Origin of the sequence: Acinetobacter sp. 1542444 (assembly GCF_000581835.1) — a bacterium.
Classification (GTDB): Bacteria; Pseudomonadota; Gammaproteobacteria; order Pseudomonadales; family Moraxellaceae; genus Acinetobacter; species Acinetobacter pittii.
The window spans coordinates 571,112-585,982 of record NZ_JEYA01000002.1 but is presented as its reverse complement, the minus strand read 5'-3'; the positions used below and the strand labels follow the sequence as shown (position 1 = coordinate 585,982).

11 protein-coding genes are annotated in these 14,871 nt (G+C 39.5%); 7 read left to right on the top strand and 4 right to left on the bottom strand.

Going from position 1 to position 14,871, the window contains the following annotated elements; all coding sequences use genetic code 11:
* Positions 1-11: 11 nt before the first annotated feature.
* Positions 12-2,423 (top strand): DUF6160 family protein, encoded by a 2,412-nt coding sequence (locus J580_RS11680; RefSeq protein ID WP_032004281.1) that lies wholly within the window; start codon positions 12-14, stop codon positions 2,421-2,423.
* 161 nt (positions 2,424-2,584) lie between these two features.
* Complete coding sequence (locus tag J580_RS11675; RefSeq protein WP_032004280.1) at positions 2,585-3,538, top strand: DUF6160 family protein; 954 nt, start codon at positions 2,585-2,587, stop codon at positions 3,536-3,538.
* Positions 3,539-3,620: 82 nt separating this feature from the next.
* On the opposite strand, the gene J580_RS11670 is transcribed toward J580_RS11675, so the two are convergent.
* Positions 3,621-4,565: a tRNA dihydrouridine synthase gene (locus tag J580_RS11670; protein WP_068791274.1), complete on the bottom strand. Its 945-nt coding sequence runs from the start codon at positions 4,563-4,565 to the stop codon at positions 3,621-3,623.
* Between the two features lie 84 nt (positions 4,566-4,649).
* The gene (locus J580_RS11665; RefSeq protein ID WP_002120294.1) at positions 4,650-5,459 is read right to left on the bottom strand and encodes a cytochrome C assembly family protein; all 810 of its coding nucleotides are present in this window, start codon (positions 5,457-5,459) and stop codon (positions 4,650-4,652) included.
* A 140-nt stretch (positions 5,460-5,599) separates the two neighbouring features.
* On the opposite strand from J580_RS11665, the gene ffh reads away from it, so the two are divergent.
* Positions 5,600-7,012, top strand: coding sequence for a signal recognition particle protein (gene ffh, locus J580_RS11660; RefSeq protein ID WP_002120334.1), 1,413 nt, complete (start codon positions 5,600-5,602; stop codon positions 7,010-7,012).
* Between the two features lie 49 nt (positions 7,013-7,061).
* Here ffh and J580_RS11655 read toward each other — a convergent pair whose 3' ends face one another.
* Positions 7,062-7,796 carry a pantothenate kinase gene (locus J580_RS11655; RefSeq protein ID WP_032004277.1) on the bottom strand — a complete coding sequence of 245 codons (735 nt, stop codon included), beginning with the start codon at positions 7,794-7,796 and terminating at the stop codon, positions 7,062-7,064.
* Positions 7,797-7,811: 15 nt separating this feature from the next.
* Complete coding sequence (locus tag J580_RS11650; RefSeq protein WP_032004276.1) at positions 7,812-8,564, bottom strand: biotin--[acetyl-CoA-carboxylase] ligase; 753 nt, start codon at positions 8,562-8,564, stop codon at positions 7,812-7,814.
* 30 nt (positions 8,565-8,594) lie between these two features.
* Here J580_RS11650 and J580_RS11645 point away from each other — a divergent pair, with 30 nt between their 5' ends.
* The 4 genes from J580_RS11645 (at position 8,595) to J580_RS11630 (ending at position 14,858) form a co-directional block, all read left to right on the top strand.
* Entirely contained in the window at positions 8,595-9,398 is an 804-nt protein-coding gene (locus J580_RS11645) for a sulfite exporter TauE/SafE family protein (protein WP_014205929.1), read from the top strand.
* A 256-nt stretch (positions 9,399-9,654) separates the two neighbouring features.
* On the top strand, positions 9,655-10,350 hold the full coding sequence (locus J580_RS11640; RefSeq protein ID WP_002120391.1) for a GntR family transcriptional regulator: 696 nt from the start codon (positions 9,655-9,657) through the stop codon (positions 10,348-10,350).
* A 10-nt stretch (positions 10,351-10,360) separates the two neighbouring features.
* On the top strand, positions 10,361-13,810 hold the full coding sequence (gene smc, locus J580_RS11635; RefSeq protein WP_032004274.1) for a chromosome segregation protein SMC: 3,450 nt from the start codon (positions 10,361-10,363) through the stop codon (positions 13,808-13,810).
* 1 nt (position 13,811) lies between these two features.
* On the top strand, positions 13,812-14,858 hold the full coding sequence (locus tag J580_RS11630; protein WP_032004273.1) for a cell division protein ZipA C-terminal FtsZ-binding domain-containing protein: 1,047 nt from the start codon (positions 13,812-13,814) through the stop codon (positions 14,856-14,858).
* Positions 14,859-14,871 lie beyond the last annotated feature (13 nt).

The window sequence follows — 14,871 nt, the reverse complement described above, 5'->3', positions numbered from 1 at the left end:
GAACTGAAGTGATGAAAAAAAATAAAGAAAATCACAGCTCAAAGTTTATTTTAAACGCATTAACAACCAGCATGTTGTTAGTGAGCGGACATGTTTTTGCGTTAGAAGCTTTAACAGATGCTGACATGAGTGCTGTTAATGGGCAAGATGGGATTTCGATTCAAACGACGTTTAATGAAATCAATATTGATAATGCTTACTGGGATGACCATGCAGGTACACCTAGTAGTGCAGATCAGGTCTTAAGAGCTCAAGCGAGCGGGATAAAAGTTCAAAAAAGTAATGTATCTAGTCAGCCTTTAAGTACAAATTACCGTTTAGATGTAGGGAGTAACCCAACTACGGGTAAAACTGGACTCGACTTTTCTATGCAAAGCAGTCCATCACTCATTACTGTAAATAGTTTTAAAGTATGTAATAACTCTGCTACTTGTTCACCGACAATGGGGCAGTTGGCTATTCAAACGACTTCACCTCTAAATTTGGCACTTACAACCCAAGATGGTCTATTTAATGCAAATAGTCAGTCAAGCATGACGCTTGGTATTAATAATGCCAATATTTATTTAGGGCAATTAGATGCTCGTAGTCAGCTAAATCAGTTAATTTTAAGAAATTTTAACTTTAATTTTGTTGGTAAAGGAGTCATGCTGATTGACCCAACTCGTGGCCTAGTTTTACAGACGAATACTGGAACTAACGTTGCTAGTGTAGGGCAAACTCCAAATAGTACCTATGGCTATGTTGATTTTAACCGTGTAGCAGATTCAGCTTCTGGTCTAACAGCAGGCACATATGTAGACAGTAGTGGAAAAGTAACTAATTCAGGCCTGAATATTGAGGTCATGTTAAGTTCTAATGTCGATAAAACTAACCCTTATGCTTTAGATGCAACCAATAGTCCCCAAAATGCGAAAGGTTTGATTCGTTTAGGTGCTAGTGGACGTATGGTAAATAGTTATTTACAAGTCCGTGGCATGGATGGTACGGCAGATACAACAATATTAGGTACAGCAAATACCGCTACAGGTACGGGCTCAAGTAATAGTATTTTAGGTAATTCCGGGATTGCCTTTCGTATGAAAGGTGAATTCACTAAAGACAATGACTCAATGCTAGGCTCAGATGGCAAAGCAACCACTTTAGAAATTGGTGGAGCAGGTCTGAATGCTTATGGTTTCGAATTTGGTAATTTAACAGGCCTTAACTCCGCTACGCGTGGTTATTTTGACAGCGGAAATATTTATTTAAATCTTGCTGATACAAAAACATTGTTAATGCCAAACAACGCGACTTTAAATGCAATTCGTTTAGGGTCGGGTACTTTAACAACAGCTGCTGATTACCAACATAACATTCACCGTGATACGGTCACTAATCCGTTTAGCTTAATTCTTGCGATGCGTGGAGCAGAGTTTCAAGCATTTTCAAGACGCGGTCGTTTTACGACAAGTGCGAATGTTGCTGCTGCCAATCAGTTTGCAGACAATGGTGCAAATAACCAGTGGGGCTTAGCATTACCTTTTTATAATTTAAATGCTAATGCTGCTGTATATGGTTTAGATGCACCGGCAAATAGTGCTTATTACTATACCAAAGATGCAAGTGGTAAGCCTGTTCGAAATGTAGTGGCGACCTCTGGAACGACTTCGCGTTTAGGTTTTGGTATTGCTGCTGGAACTACTGGACGTGATGCGACTGGAACCAAAACGACCTCAATTTTATTAATTGATGGTTCTCCAAATGCTAATAATGGTGGTAGTCCTACTGATTATTACATGGGCTTACGTAATATCGATATGTTCCTCAAAGGCAATGGAAGTATTGGTTTAGAAAATGGCAGTCTTAATATTAGTTTAAAAGAGATGCTACTTGCTTTATCAACAGAAATTGCAGCTGGTTATTTACCAGGGGCTAAATATAAAACTTGTCCAGCGACGGGTTCATGTACTTCACCTATTGATAATTTTGCCAAAAATAATGATGTGTTATTTGGTCTAAAACTCCGTTTAGGTGGCGATCTTAACTTATCAATTGTGCCAAATAGTTCAATTGCAGATGGTAGTGCCTTAACTGTACTCGGCGATTTCACAGTGCCTGCGACAGCAACTGGAAATACGGTTCAAATTAGTGATCCGATTGATGGTTCTGCAATTGGTTTTGATAATATTACAGGAAAGCTAGCGTTTAATAGTGCTTTGGTTGTGGGTAAAGATACAACAAGTGGTTTAGGTAAAGTTGGCGTAAATACGGCGGTTTATTTTAACCCTGATAAGAGTATTGACGGTGCATTACGTGTTAAAGATATTAATTTCTATCCGCCTTCAACAGGAGCGGGAGCACGTTTAGGTGAGCTTGCAATTACGGGTGGACGTTTAAATAGTAGCTTCAGTATTGTGCCTAGAAATGGGGCCTTTAACTAATAAATAAAAGTGACAATTATCGTCACTTTTTTATATAAATTTTATTTTAGTGTGATTGGATTTGCATTCGTCGGGTTATAGAGATAATTGCTTTGTACTTGAATATTATTCTGATAGTCTGAACAAATAATAAGCGTTTGTCTCTTAAGGATTAGAGCGACATGAAGAATAAAAATATAGGGTTTTGGCTGCTACTTGCCAGTAGTTCAAGTGTTTTTGCAATGCAACCTTTGGATGATCAAAGCCTTGCAGCAGCGACGGGTCAAAATGGCTTAACTTTAGGAATTCAGGCCGATAAAGTTAAATTTAATCAAGTCGCACTTATTGATACTAATGGTATTGCTTCAACTTCTTATAACAGTAAAGCTGGTTTTGTCATTGCTGGAAACTCTACTAACCCAGTTCCTGGTATAGAGTTTATTAAAGCTGCTGTATCGGGTAATCCTTCTTTTAATATTGCAATGGATACCGATGCTGGGGGGGGAAATCCTTTTTTAAATTTAGCTATATCTATGGGAAATGATGTAAACGGAATTCGACTTCTACCTTTTTCAGTTTATTTAGCCCCAAGTACATCTTTATCTAGTCCATCCGATTATGCATTAACAAGTTATGCACCAAAATCAATTTTTAGTTCGGGAACGACAGTAAATACGGGTGTAAAAGAAATTATTCGTTCTACTGGAAATCTAGATATTAACTTTGTACAAACCAATAAACCCCGTTTAAACATTCAACTGGGTCATGCTGCCCAGTCCGTTATGGTTAAATTTGGTGGGGCAATTCAATCTATTTGTTCTGCTGCTACGGGTTGTCCAATTACTTTAGTGTCCGATAATACGGGAGCTACATTTGGGTTTAAGTTTGCAGGAACAAATACCTCAACTGGTTTTGTGTTAGATGGTTTTTATGCAGGTGTTGAACCAACTGGATTAACTTTTGGGAATACAGGCGCATCTAGTAAATTTGATGCTTCACTTAATAATGTCACTTTAGGGAATATGGGTACTCAAAATACAACAACGTTTAATAATTTACCTAATGGTTCTATGGGGAGTTTTGGTGTCACTGGCGTTTCTGTAACTGACTTTAAAATGAAAGTAAGCGGCTTTTAAAAAAGAATAATAGCTTAACCTGAAATACGAAAGAGGGCAGTTGTGAAAACAATTGCCCTCTTTTTTAAAAGGCTATGCCGAGTTAAATAGTATCTGATCTGGTGTGTTCTAATTGTTGAACAATTTCATCTAAAGCTTTAATACGTTTCACTTGGTCCCATAATTCTTTCGCTTGAGGATAGGCTTTGGTCATCATGCCTAACCACTGCTTATAACGACCAACCATCCCAATTTCTGTTTTTGCTTGACCGTTTAGAAAGCGAATTTGTAAATCAACAAGTTGTTCCCAACTAAATAACGCTTCATCCATATTTTGGCGAATGCATTGGGTTAAATCTGGAGTCGTTACCGCACCACGGCCAATCATTAAGTCTTCACAGCCAGATTGTTGCTGACAGACTCTAGCATCAGCATTGGTCCAGATTTCACCGTTAGCAATGACATTAATTTTTAAAGCTTCTTTAATAGGTAGAATTTTTTCCCAATAAGCTGGTGGTGTATAGCCATCTGCTTTAGTTCGAGCGTGTACAGTTAACCAGCTTGCACCTGCATCTTCGACAGCGTGGGCATTTTCCATTGTATGGTTTTCATCGAGGTAACCTAAACGCATTTTTGCTGAAACAGGAATATGAGCAGGTACAGCATCTCTCACTGCTTTAATCAGCAGATGTACCACGTCTGGTTCATCAAGAAGGACTGAACCACCACGATGTCGATTAACGGTTTTTGCAGGGCAACCAAAATTAAGGTCGATTGCAGGTGCACCCAATTCAACAACTTTTGCTGCATTTGCTGCCAGCATATCTGGGTTATTACCTAGGAATTGAACATGAACAGGTGTACCGGCTGCCGTTTTACCGTCATTTTTTAGTTCAGGACAAAAACTATAATAGATGTGGTCTGGCAAAATACTGTCTGTAACGCGAATAAACTCGGTCACACACCAGTCGAAATCACCAACAGATGTGAGTGTATCCCGCATGATCGGGTCAGTTAAACCTTCCATTGGAGCGAGTATGAGTTTCACAGTCTGTGTCACCTGAGTAAAACGAAAACAGCGTTATACGGGATATGCATAACGCTGTCTAGTATCGATTAAATTTTAATTTCTCTAGCGCCCTAAGATCATCTCAAGCACAAATTTACTGCCGATAAATCCGATCGCTAAAAGTACAAAACCCATTAAGGTAAAACGAATTGCTTTTTGGCCTCTCCAGCCAAGTTTGTAATGGCCGATCAGTAATGAGCCATAGATAAACCAAGAAATAATACTAAATACGGTTTTATGAGCGAGATGCTGAGCAAAAAAGCTATCAATTGTTAAAAAACCAAATGTAAGCGCAATCGTTAATAAAATGAAACCTGTAATGATTAGGTCAAATAATAAAGATTCCATCGCCTGAATTGGCGGGAGTAAGTTGACCCAGAAACGTTTTTTTTGTTTCTTTTTGAGTTCACGATTTTGGAACCACATTAAGATCGCATGTATGGTTGCCATCAGTAAAACTGCATAAGCAGAAAGCGAAAGAATGATATGAGTATCAAGTCCTAACGAATGCTGTTCAATAAATTGATCTGGTCGACTAAAGGCAAACCCTAAAATAAGACCAATAGCTGCGACAGGAATGCCTAACAAATTTAACGGCAGAATAGGGCGAAAAGTACTAAAAATTAAGCTTAACAATAACATAAGCCCCGATGTAAAAGACATCAGGTTAAATACATCGTAGTTAATTCCTGCTGGTGTAAGCATGGCATCGCATAAAACTGTGCCGTGCAGTACTAATGCCAAGATAGTAACAAAAGCAAATAACCATGAGTTTGGTTCACGTTTTGACATTAAACGAATAAACAGATACCAGAAAGAAGTGGTATATGCGATGAGTGCCAAAATTGTATAAACCAAGGGGAGGCTAATCATGTCAAACCTTTTTCAGGATTAATTCATCTATATAAGATATAAATTCGCTGCGAACTAAAGTATCCTATAGCATTCTATGCATAAATTTTCTATTTCGAGAAAGATTTTTTTGCAACTAGCCATTTTAAGCGGATTTTGCAATGTTTGATACCTTAACAGAACGACTCACACAGAGTTTAAGAAATGTTACTGGCTCAGGGCAGCTGACCGAAGACAATATTAAAGATACCTTACGTGAAGTACGTATGGCACTTCTTGAAGCCGATGTCGCGTTACCTGTAACTCGTGAATTTATCGCGAAAGTTAAGGAAGAGGCATTGGGCCAAGAAGTGATGACTCAGTTATCACCAGGCCAGGCATTTGTAAAAATTGTCTATGACGAACTCACCAAGATGATGGGTGAGGCGAATGAAACACTTGATTTAAGTGCGAAACCTCCTGTTGTAGTATTACTTGCTGGTTTACAAGGTGCAGGTAAAACCACAACTGCTGCCAAGTTGGCACGTTTCTTAAAAGAACGTCAAAAGAAAAAAGTAATGACTGTTTCTGCCGACGTTTACCGTCCAGCAGCAATTAAACAGCTAGAAACTGTTTCAAATGAAGTTGGTGCAGGCTTTATTCCTTCAGATCCTTCTGAAAAGCCAATTGATATTGTTAATCGTGCAATTGAACAGGCAAAAATCCAGTTTGCTGATGTGTTGATTGTCGATACGGCAGGCCGTCTACATGTCGATGCAGACATGATGGACGAAATTAAAGAATTACATGCAGCAGTTAAGCCAACTGAAACCTTGTTTGTGGTTGATGCCATGACAGGTCAGGATGCTGCAAATACAGCAAAAGCATTCAATGATGCTTTGGCACTTACAGGTGTAATTCTTACTAAAACTGATGGTGATGCACGTGGTGGTGCTGCACTTTCTGTGCGTGCCATTACTGGTAAGCCAATCAAGTTCTTAGGTATGGGTGAGAAGCTTGATGCTTTAGAACCATTCCATCCAGATCGTGTTGCTCAACGTATTTTAGGCATGGGTGACGTACTTTCTTTAGTCGAAGAAGTTGAACGTAAAATCGACAAAGAAAAAGCCGAAAAAATGGCGAAAAAATTGCAGAAAGGCGGTAGCTTCAACTTTGAAGATATGCTGATGCAATTTGAGCAAATGAAAAAAATGGGCGGCATGATGGGCTTCTTAGACAAGTTGCCTGGCATGAGCGGTGCAGGAATTCAGCAAGCGATTGAGCAAGCGAACCCTGAAAAACAAGTCAAGAAGATGGAAGCGATTATCCAGTCAATGACTGTTAAAGAGCGCCGTAATCCAGACCTGATGAACCCAAGTCGTAAAAAACGTATTGCGGCAGGTTGTGGTATGGATGTTGCTGAAGTGAACAAACTTATCAAGCAACAAGCACAAATGGCTAAAATGATGAAGAAATTTGCGAATCCATCTGGTATGAGCAAAATGATGCGTTCATTAGGCAATATGCAAAAGCAATTTGGCGGCGGCGGTGGCGGAATGGGACCACTGTTTGGTAATAATGACCAAAAGAAATAAATCCATAAAATAAAAGGCGCATATAGCGCCTTTTATTTTGTTCTGTATTTTAGTCTTTAGGATAATGGGCAATATATTGCTGTAATCCTTTGAGTAAAAGATCGGTTTCTACCACAGGCTCATATTTTTGTAAGAACCTGGCAAATAGTGTTGCATCACCACCAGTCAGCAGTAGCTTTTTAGGAGATTGCTGCATAATATTTTCAATGGTACTAATGAGGCCTAATAAAATACCGTGATGTACTGCATCTACAGTGTTATTGCCCGGATTTAGGTTATCAAAAGCTGAGTCTGGAATTTTAATACCCTTGGTATTTTGAATAAGAGCATCTCGCTGCAAATACAAATTAGGCAGGATGTAACCTCCTAAATGCTGTTTACCTTGAGTTAAGTCAATTGTGAGCGCTGTTCCGCAACCAATAATGCAATAGTTTTCATCTGTCTGAGCTACAGCGAGTACTTGTAACCAGCGGTCAATCCCGAGCTGACTCGGAACTTCATAACCACACTGTAAGCCTGCATATTCAGAATGAACTTTGGCAAAAACTACTGGAATTTCAAGCCATTTTAAAATCTGCTGAATACGTTGGTTATTTTCGGTATCGAGTACCGAAGAAATCCCGATTCGATGCAGACTTTGATGCTTAAAGTGTTGAATTAACCCAAGTAATAAATCGGCAGGGGACTGTAAATGTAGCTCAGCTGCATGTTCGATAATTTGCTGATTTTTAGTAATCCAGTATTTTAAACGAGTGTTTCCTATATCAAGCCATAAACTTTTCATGGAGAAAACACCTATTTACTGAGTGGTCTGTGGTCTTAAACGACCTTGATAAAACTGCTGTGGTTCCGGAGTTTCAAGAATTACCGCACCTTCATTGGAAATCCCAACGAAACGACCATGTACCAGTCCTTGGCTATGCTCAAACTGAACTAACTGGTTGATCCATGCAGCATGATGGTTAAAACGTCCTGCCAAATTGTAGCAGCCATGATCAAACCAGCGAGCAGCATTTTGAATTGCAACATAAAGTTCTGAAATGAGTTCAAGGCGACTCGTTTGCTCTAGGCCTAAATCTTCTAGAGAGGTAATCGATTGATCGCTACCTGTCACTGGTGGTGTTTTTAAATTGATACCTACACCCACAATAGCCTGATGCTGAGAAAGAGGTTCAACTAAAATTCCACCCCATTTCCCTTGAGTACTATATAAATCGTTTGGCCATTTCACTTGCAGATTCAAAGGTTGTAACTGCGGTATTTGTAGAATATTTAGAGCAACTTCAAGTGCTAAGCGACCATCTAAGGGTGTTCGAGTTTGCACCAATGTGCTTAAATAAATGTTTCCTTCAGGTGAAATCCATTGCCGTTGATGTTGGCCTCGCCCTTGAGTTTGTTGAGCACTGCAAACCAAGCCTGTTGTAATGCCTTTGTGGGCAATTTCACGAATATCATCATTGGTCGAAGTTGTGGTTGCTTTTAATAAAACCACTTCTGGAAGCTGGTTTTTTGCGCTTAAAAGTTGTTGTAGTTGGCGAGTCTCTAAATCCATGTTGAATATGAGCAGAGTGGTAAAACATTTATGGAGTTAATCATATATTTACTCATTGGCGCAATTGCTGGTTTTACTGCCGGATTGTTTGGGGTGGGCGGTGGACTAATTATTGTACCAATCCTCTATGTGGTTTTTACCCAGTTACACTATGATCCAGCGGTAATCATGCATATTGCAGTAGGAACATCGCTTGCAACCATTATTGTGACGTCTTTTAGTTCTGTTTCAGCTCATCATAAAAAGGGTGCAGTACTTTGGCCTGTTTTTCGTAATTTAGCTCCTGGACTGGTGTTGGGTTCATTTTTAGGGGCGGGTATTGCTGACCTGATGTCTGGCCAGCATTTGCAACTTCTTATTGGTATTTTTGCGGTTGTGATGGCCTATAGGATGTTTAAAGGAGCACATGTAGTTGTTGATCCAACGCGCCAGCTCCCTTCAACCCCTATGCAATTCATGGCGGGGGGAGGCATTGGTATTGCCTCTGCAATTTTTGGAATTGGGGGAGGAAGTTTAACCGTTCCATACTTAAACCGTCATGGCGTGGTCATGCAAAAAGCAGTCGCGACTTCTGCCGCTTGCGGTTTACCAATAGCAGTTGCTGGAGCGATTGGCTTTATGTGGTTTGGTGCAAAAGAACAAATCTCAGTGCCTAACACGATTGGTTATGTACATATCTATGCGTTTATTGGCATTAGTGTCATGAGTTTTGTCACAGCGAAGTTTGGAGCAAAGGTTGCTCATGCGTTGTCGCCGCAGATGTTAAAAAAATGCTTTGCTTGCCTCTTAGTGGTGGTAGGTAGTTATTTTATTTATAAAGGCATTATGCATTAGAGACTAAAATCTTAAATTTATAAGACAGTGGTGTAAAAGCTTGAATTTTTAGGAATTCGAGCTTTTTTTATTCATAGAATATAAGAGCGCTCCAAGCTTTTATTCATCTGATTTTGGTGTTGTTTTTAAATGAGTTGGCTTAAAATGCAATAAAATTGTCAGACAATGACATAGTTTTTAATCGATGGGATCAGTTAAAAACAAGGATGCGAAAGAAAAGCATGGATTAATGCATATAAAAAGTAGCGGGTGATTTATGAATCTCGAAGACACAGAAAGTCTTTCTGAGCAAATTGTCAAATATATTAGCGAACAGATCATTAGTGGCGAGCTAGTAGAAGGCGAACGTATTCAAGAACTACGTATTGCCAAAGAACTTGACGTTAGCCGAGGATCAGTTCGTGAAGCATTGTTATTATTAGAGCGTACTCATTTAATTGAGATTTTTCCACGCCGTGGGGCAATTGTTTCAGAAATGTCTGCACAACAAGTTAAAGCGTTGTTTGATACAAATATGATGTTATTGGGGCATATTGTACAACGCATGAGTGAAACATGGCGTGCGCATGAAGCAGATCAATTACAGTTGCTATTAGAGCAACTTCTTGAGCATGTCAAAGCAGGTGATATCGAAAAATTTTATGATGGAGTCTTCCAATATTTAGCTGAACAGCAAGATATGGTGGGGAATCCTTATCTAATGAAATTTTATAAAGAGTTATTACCTTCATTACGTCGTAGTTATTTTTTGACCTTAAATACCTCTAAGCGGGAACTACAAGAAGCATTTGCATTATTTAAACTCGTGACTGATGCAATTTTAATCCGAAAATCACAACAAGCCGCTTTATTTATGGAAGATTTTTGTCGACACTTACGTAACCTTGTGTTGGAATCGCTGACACGAATGAAACAGATTGAATTGGCTTGGGCAAGACGCTCACGCCGCTAGTTAGGGCATTATGCGTTTAAGCAGTTTAAAACTTTCCGGCTTTAAATCTTTTGCAGATAGTACAACCTTAAATTTTAAGGCTAACCGCACAGCAGTGGTTGGTCCAAATGGTTGTGGCAAATCCAATGTAATTGATGCGATCCGCTGGGTGATGGGTGAGTCAAACGCTCGTCAGCTCCGTGGTGGTAGCATGCAAGATGTTATTTTTACGGGGACTTCCAAACGTAAGCCCGTTGGTGTGGCCAGTGTTGAGCTACGCTTTGATAATACTTATGGAAAGTTGGGTGGATCGTATAATGCTTATAATGAGTTAGCTGTTCGCCGTCAGGTGACCCGTGAAGGTAAGTCAGAATATTTCTTGAATGGTACACGTTGCCGCCGCCGTGATATTACCGATATTTTCTTGGGAACAGGTTTAGGACCACGCTCATATGCGGTCATTGAGCAAGGCATGATTAACCGCTTGGTTGATGCCAAGCCTGAAGAAATGCGTGTGTTCATTGAGGAAGCCGCGGGTGTTTCTCGTTATCAGGCTCGTCGCCGTGAAACTTTGCAGCATCTTGAACATACAGAGCAAAACCTTTCACGCTTAGACGATATTGCACTAGAGTTAAAATCGCAGCTTAAAACGCTTAAGCGTCAGTCGGAAGCAGCGGTTCAATATAAAACTTTAGAAAGCCAGATTCGTACGCTCAAAATTGAAATTTTGTCTTTTCAGGCAGAGAAAAGTGTACGCCTACAAGAAGAATATACCGTTCAAATGAATGAATTGGGTGAAACCTTTAAATTGGTTCGCTCAGAATTAAGCACGATTGAACATGATTTAGAAGCAACCAGTGCTTTGTTTCAGCGACTTATTCAGCAATCTTCACCGCTACAACAAGAATGGCAACAAGCTGAAAAGAAACTATCAGAGCTGAAAATGACTCTTGAACAAAAACAGAGTTTATACCAGCAAAATAGTACGACTCTCGTTCAGTTAGAGCAGCAAAGATTCCAAACTAAAGAACGTTTACAGCTTTCTGAATTGCAACTTGAAACACTGAATAATCAGCTAGAAGAACAAACAGAAGCTTTAACTGGAGTTGAGCATACAGCGACGGAGGCTGAACAAAACTTTGCTGATTTACAATCTCAGCAAAAACAAGCACAACAACAGTTTGAACAAGTAAAAGCTCAAGTTGAAAAACAACAGCAGCAAAAAATGCAGATGTCAGCTCAAATTGAACAGTTGGGTAAAAATGTTCAGCGCATTGAGCAGCAAAAAGAAACTTTGCAGCATCAAGCAAACCAAATTCAATCGCATGTTCATGAAGATGAGCAGAGTGAGCTTGAGCAACTGCAACAACAGTTGCATAGTGAAATTTCGATGCTTGAAACTGAAATTGAGCAGCAATTACTGCATTTAGAGCAATCTCAACAGCAACATCAATCAAGTAAAAATCAGCAGCAAACGCTGAAAACAGAAATCCAAGTTTTATTATCAGAGCAGAAAAACCTAAGCCAGCTTGTTGCAAAGCAAAGTCCAAAACAACATCAAGATACGCTACGTTTAATGCAGACTCTAGAGTTAACAGAGCAAGGTAAACCACATGCGCAGATTGTTGAGAAGTTTTTAGCAAAATGGTTACAAGCTCATATTCTTGAGACTGAACAAGTCTTTCAAGAAGGAGTTGCTCGCCAGCTAAAACCTTCAGAGCAAACAAGTAAATTTAAAGGTAACTTGGCTTGTTTAAATGAGTGGATTGCATCGCCACAGCTATCAATCTTTTCAAATGTAACGATTGCACAAGATTTGACTCAAGCTTTAAATGAGCAAAAGCAGTTGCAACATGGCCAGTCTGTTTTGACTTTAGATGGCTATCATGTCGGGCAGGATTGGGTGATTGCCCTTATGTATGATGACGAAAGTCAAAGTGCACAAGGTATGCTGAGCCACCGTATTCGTCTAGATGAAATTGAACAAGCTCTTGAAAAGCAACAACCTCAATTACAAACACTAGATCAAATTGTAGTTCAGCAAAAAGATGAGTTAGCGCAATTACAGTCAGGTGTGCAGCACAAACAGCAGATTGTGAAACAAAAACAAAAAGACTTACAACAGCTTGATGTACAAATTGCCAAGCAACAAACCGCAGCACAAGCATTTTTATTGCAAAAACAGCAATTAAAAGATCAACTTGGTCAGTTAGATATGCAGCTTGAAGAAGATGCAATGCAAAAAGATGATCTTGAAATTGATTTGCATGCATTAGCAATTAAGCTCGAAACCATTTTACCTGACTATAAAACTTTGCAATTTCGGGTAGAAGAATTAACAGAGCAGTTAGACGAGCAGCAACAAGCCTTGCAACATCAGCAACAAGAACGTGAAATTTTACGCCGTAATAGCACGCAGACAACTCAACAGATTGAGTTGCTTGAAAAAGATATCTCATTCTTGCAAAGCCAATATCAGCAAATTGCAGCTCAAATGGAGCAAGCGAAAAAGTTTGTTGACCCTATTCAATTAGAGTTACCAAATCTTGAGTCAGAGTTTCAGCAACAATTTGCTCAAACTGAAAAGTTGCAAAAGAACTGGAATGAATGGCAGCTTGAACTCAATAGTGTGCAGGAAAAACAGCAGACTTTGACCGATCAGCGTCATCAATATCAACAAAAAGATGAGCAGCTCAGAGAACAACTTGAAGCGAAACGGTTGGCATGGCAAGCAGCCAAGTCAGATCGTGAGCATTATCAAGAGCAGCTTAAAGAGCTAAATGCCGAGTTTCAAAAAGGCTTACAAATAGATTTAGTCGAGCACCAGCAAAAACTGGAAAAAGTACAGAAACAGTTTGAAAAAATCGGTGCAGTTAACCTTGCCGCTTCGCAAGAGTTTGAAGAAGTTTCTCAGCGTTTTGATGAGCTGAGTCACCAGATTCAAGATTTGGAAAATACGGTAACTCAATTAAAAGATGCGATGAAAAGCATTGACCAGGAAACCCGTAAGCTGTTTATGACAACTTTTGATCAGATCAATCAGGAGTTGCAAAACCTGTTTCCAAAGGTTTTTAATGGTGGTGAGGCGAGTTTAAGTCTTGAAGATGACTGGCAATCTGGTGTTAAACTGATGGCAAGGCCACCGGGTAAGAAAAATAGTTCTCTAGCATTACTTTCCGGTGGAGAAAAGGCTTTAACAGCGTTAGCATTAGTATTTGCGATTTTTAGATTAAATCCGGCACCGTTTTGTGTACTAGATGAAGTGGACGCACCACTTGATGATGCGAATGTTCAGAGATATTGTAATTTGGTAAAAGAACTTTCTGAACATGTACAATTCATTTACATTACACATAATAAGCTGGCGATGACCATGGCAACTGATTTGTTGGGTGTGACCATGCCTGAACCGGGTACATCAAAATTAGTCACTGTCGATTTAGAACAGGCAAAAGAATACGGGTTAGTTTCGGAGTCATAGAATGGAAATCAATACGATTATTGGCATCGTTGTTGCCATTATAATTATGCTAATTGGCTTAAAAATGATTTTAAAAAAGCCAAACCATGCTGAACCCTCATTAGACAGTGATTTGCATATTAATCCTGATAGTAATCAACCGGTTATACCTAGGCACGTGAGAGATCAGCTTGAGAAAACTGAAGCTGAATCTGTAGCGGTGACTAGTGCAGAGCGAGTAGAACCGACTTTAAGCGAAGCTGCGCCGTCACAAGTATTTGAAACAAAACAGTTAGAAATTGAGACCGTAGAACCCGCTAAAGCAATTCAAACTGAAAAAACTCAAGCAGTTGTTGAAAACGCTTCTGTAGAAGAAATTAAATCTGAAGAAACAGTACCAAGCTCTACCATTCATAAAGATGGTTCAGTTGAGTTGGTTGATACAGTTTCTGTTAAACCGGAAGCTGAAGCTTTAGCAAAAGAAAATCTGGAAGCTGAAAGCGAAAAAACTGAGCCTGAGCTGAGTTTAAACCCGAATATTGAAACTGCCGAAATTGCTGAGTTTGAAGGCGAGAGTAATATTCTGGATGTGCATTTACATGAACAGCAACGTTATGATGATGAAAGTGCATTAGCGATGGCTGAACAGATTATTGCGCTAAATGTGTATCCAAACCCTCGTCGTGCATTGTCTGGCGATAAAGCGCTTAAAGTGCTGTTGAAATATGGTTTACGCTACGGCGAAATGTCGTGCTTCCATCGTTATGAAAATACCGATGAGCCGAGTGTACTCATGTTCTCTGTATTGCGTATGACAGACAATGGACCAGCTGGTTTTGATCTTGAAACGCTATCTACTGAACAAGTTCAAGGGTTAGCATTTTTCCTTGCGCTTCCAAACAGTAAAGCCGTGACTGGTTTTGACATGATGGCGAGTATTGCAGGTTTAATTGCTCGCGAAATTGATGGCAAAGTTTACGATGAGAATAATCTTGAATTTACGCCACAGTTAAAAGAGCACTGGCGTCATCATGTGATTGATTATCGTCCGGCACAGGCGACCGCCTAGTTTTAATTTTTTA

Coding starts and splice junctions, on each gene's coding strand:
- J580_RS11655 (WP_032004277.1), bottom strand. CDS start 7,796: ATGAAAAGTTTATGGCTTGATATAGGAAACACTCGTTTAAAATACTGG.
- J580_RS11650 (WP_032004276.1), bottom strand. CDS start 8,564: ATGGATTTAGAGACTCGCCAACTACAACAACTTTTAAGCGCAAAAAAC.
- J580_RS11630 (WP_032004273.1), top strand. CDS start 13,812: ATGGAAATCAATACGATTATTGGCATCGTTGTTGCCATTATAATTATG.
- ffh (WP_002120334.1), top strand. CDS start 5,600: ATGTTTGATACCTTAACAGAACGACTCACACAGAGTTTAAGAAATGTT.
- J580_RS11640 (WP_002120391.1), top strand. CDS start 9,655: ATGAATCTCGAAGACACAGAAAGTCTTTCTGAGCAAATTGTCAAATAT.
- J580_RS11665 (WP_002120294.1), bottom strand. CDS start 5,459: ATGATTAGCCTCCCCTTGGTTTATACAATTTTGGCACTCATCGCATAT.
- J580_RS11675 (WP_032004280.1), top strand. CDS start 2,585: ATGAAGAATAAAAATATAGGGTTTTGGCTGCTACTTGCCAGTAGTTCA.
- J580_RS11680 (WP_032004281.1), top strand. CDS start 12: ATGAAAAAAAATAAAGAAAATCACAGCTCAAAGTTTATTTTAAACGCA.
- J580_RS11645 (WP_014205929.1), top strand. CDS start 8,595: ATGGAGTTAATCATATATTTACTCATTGGCGCAATTGCTGGTTTTACT.
- smc (WP_032004274.1), top strand. CDS start 10,361: ATGCGTTTAAGCAGTTTAAAACTTTCCGGCTTTAAATCTTTTGCAGAT.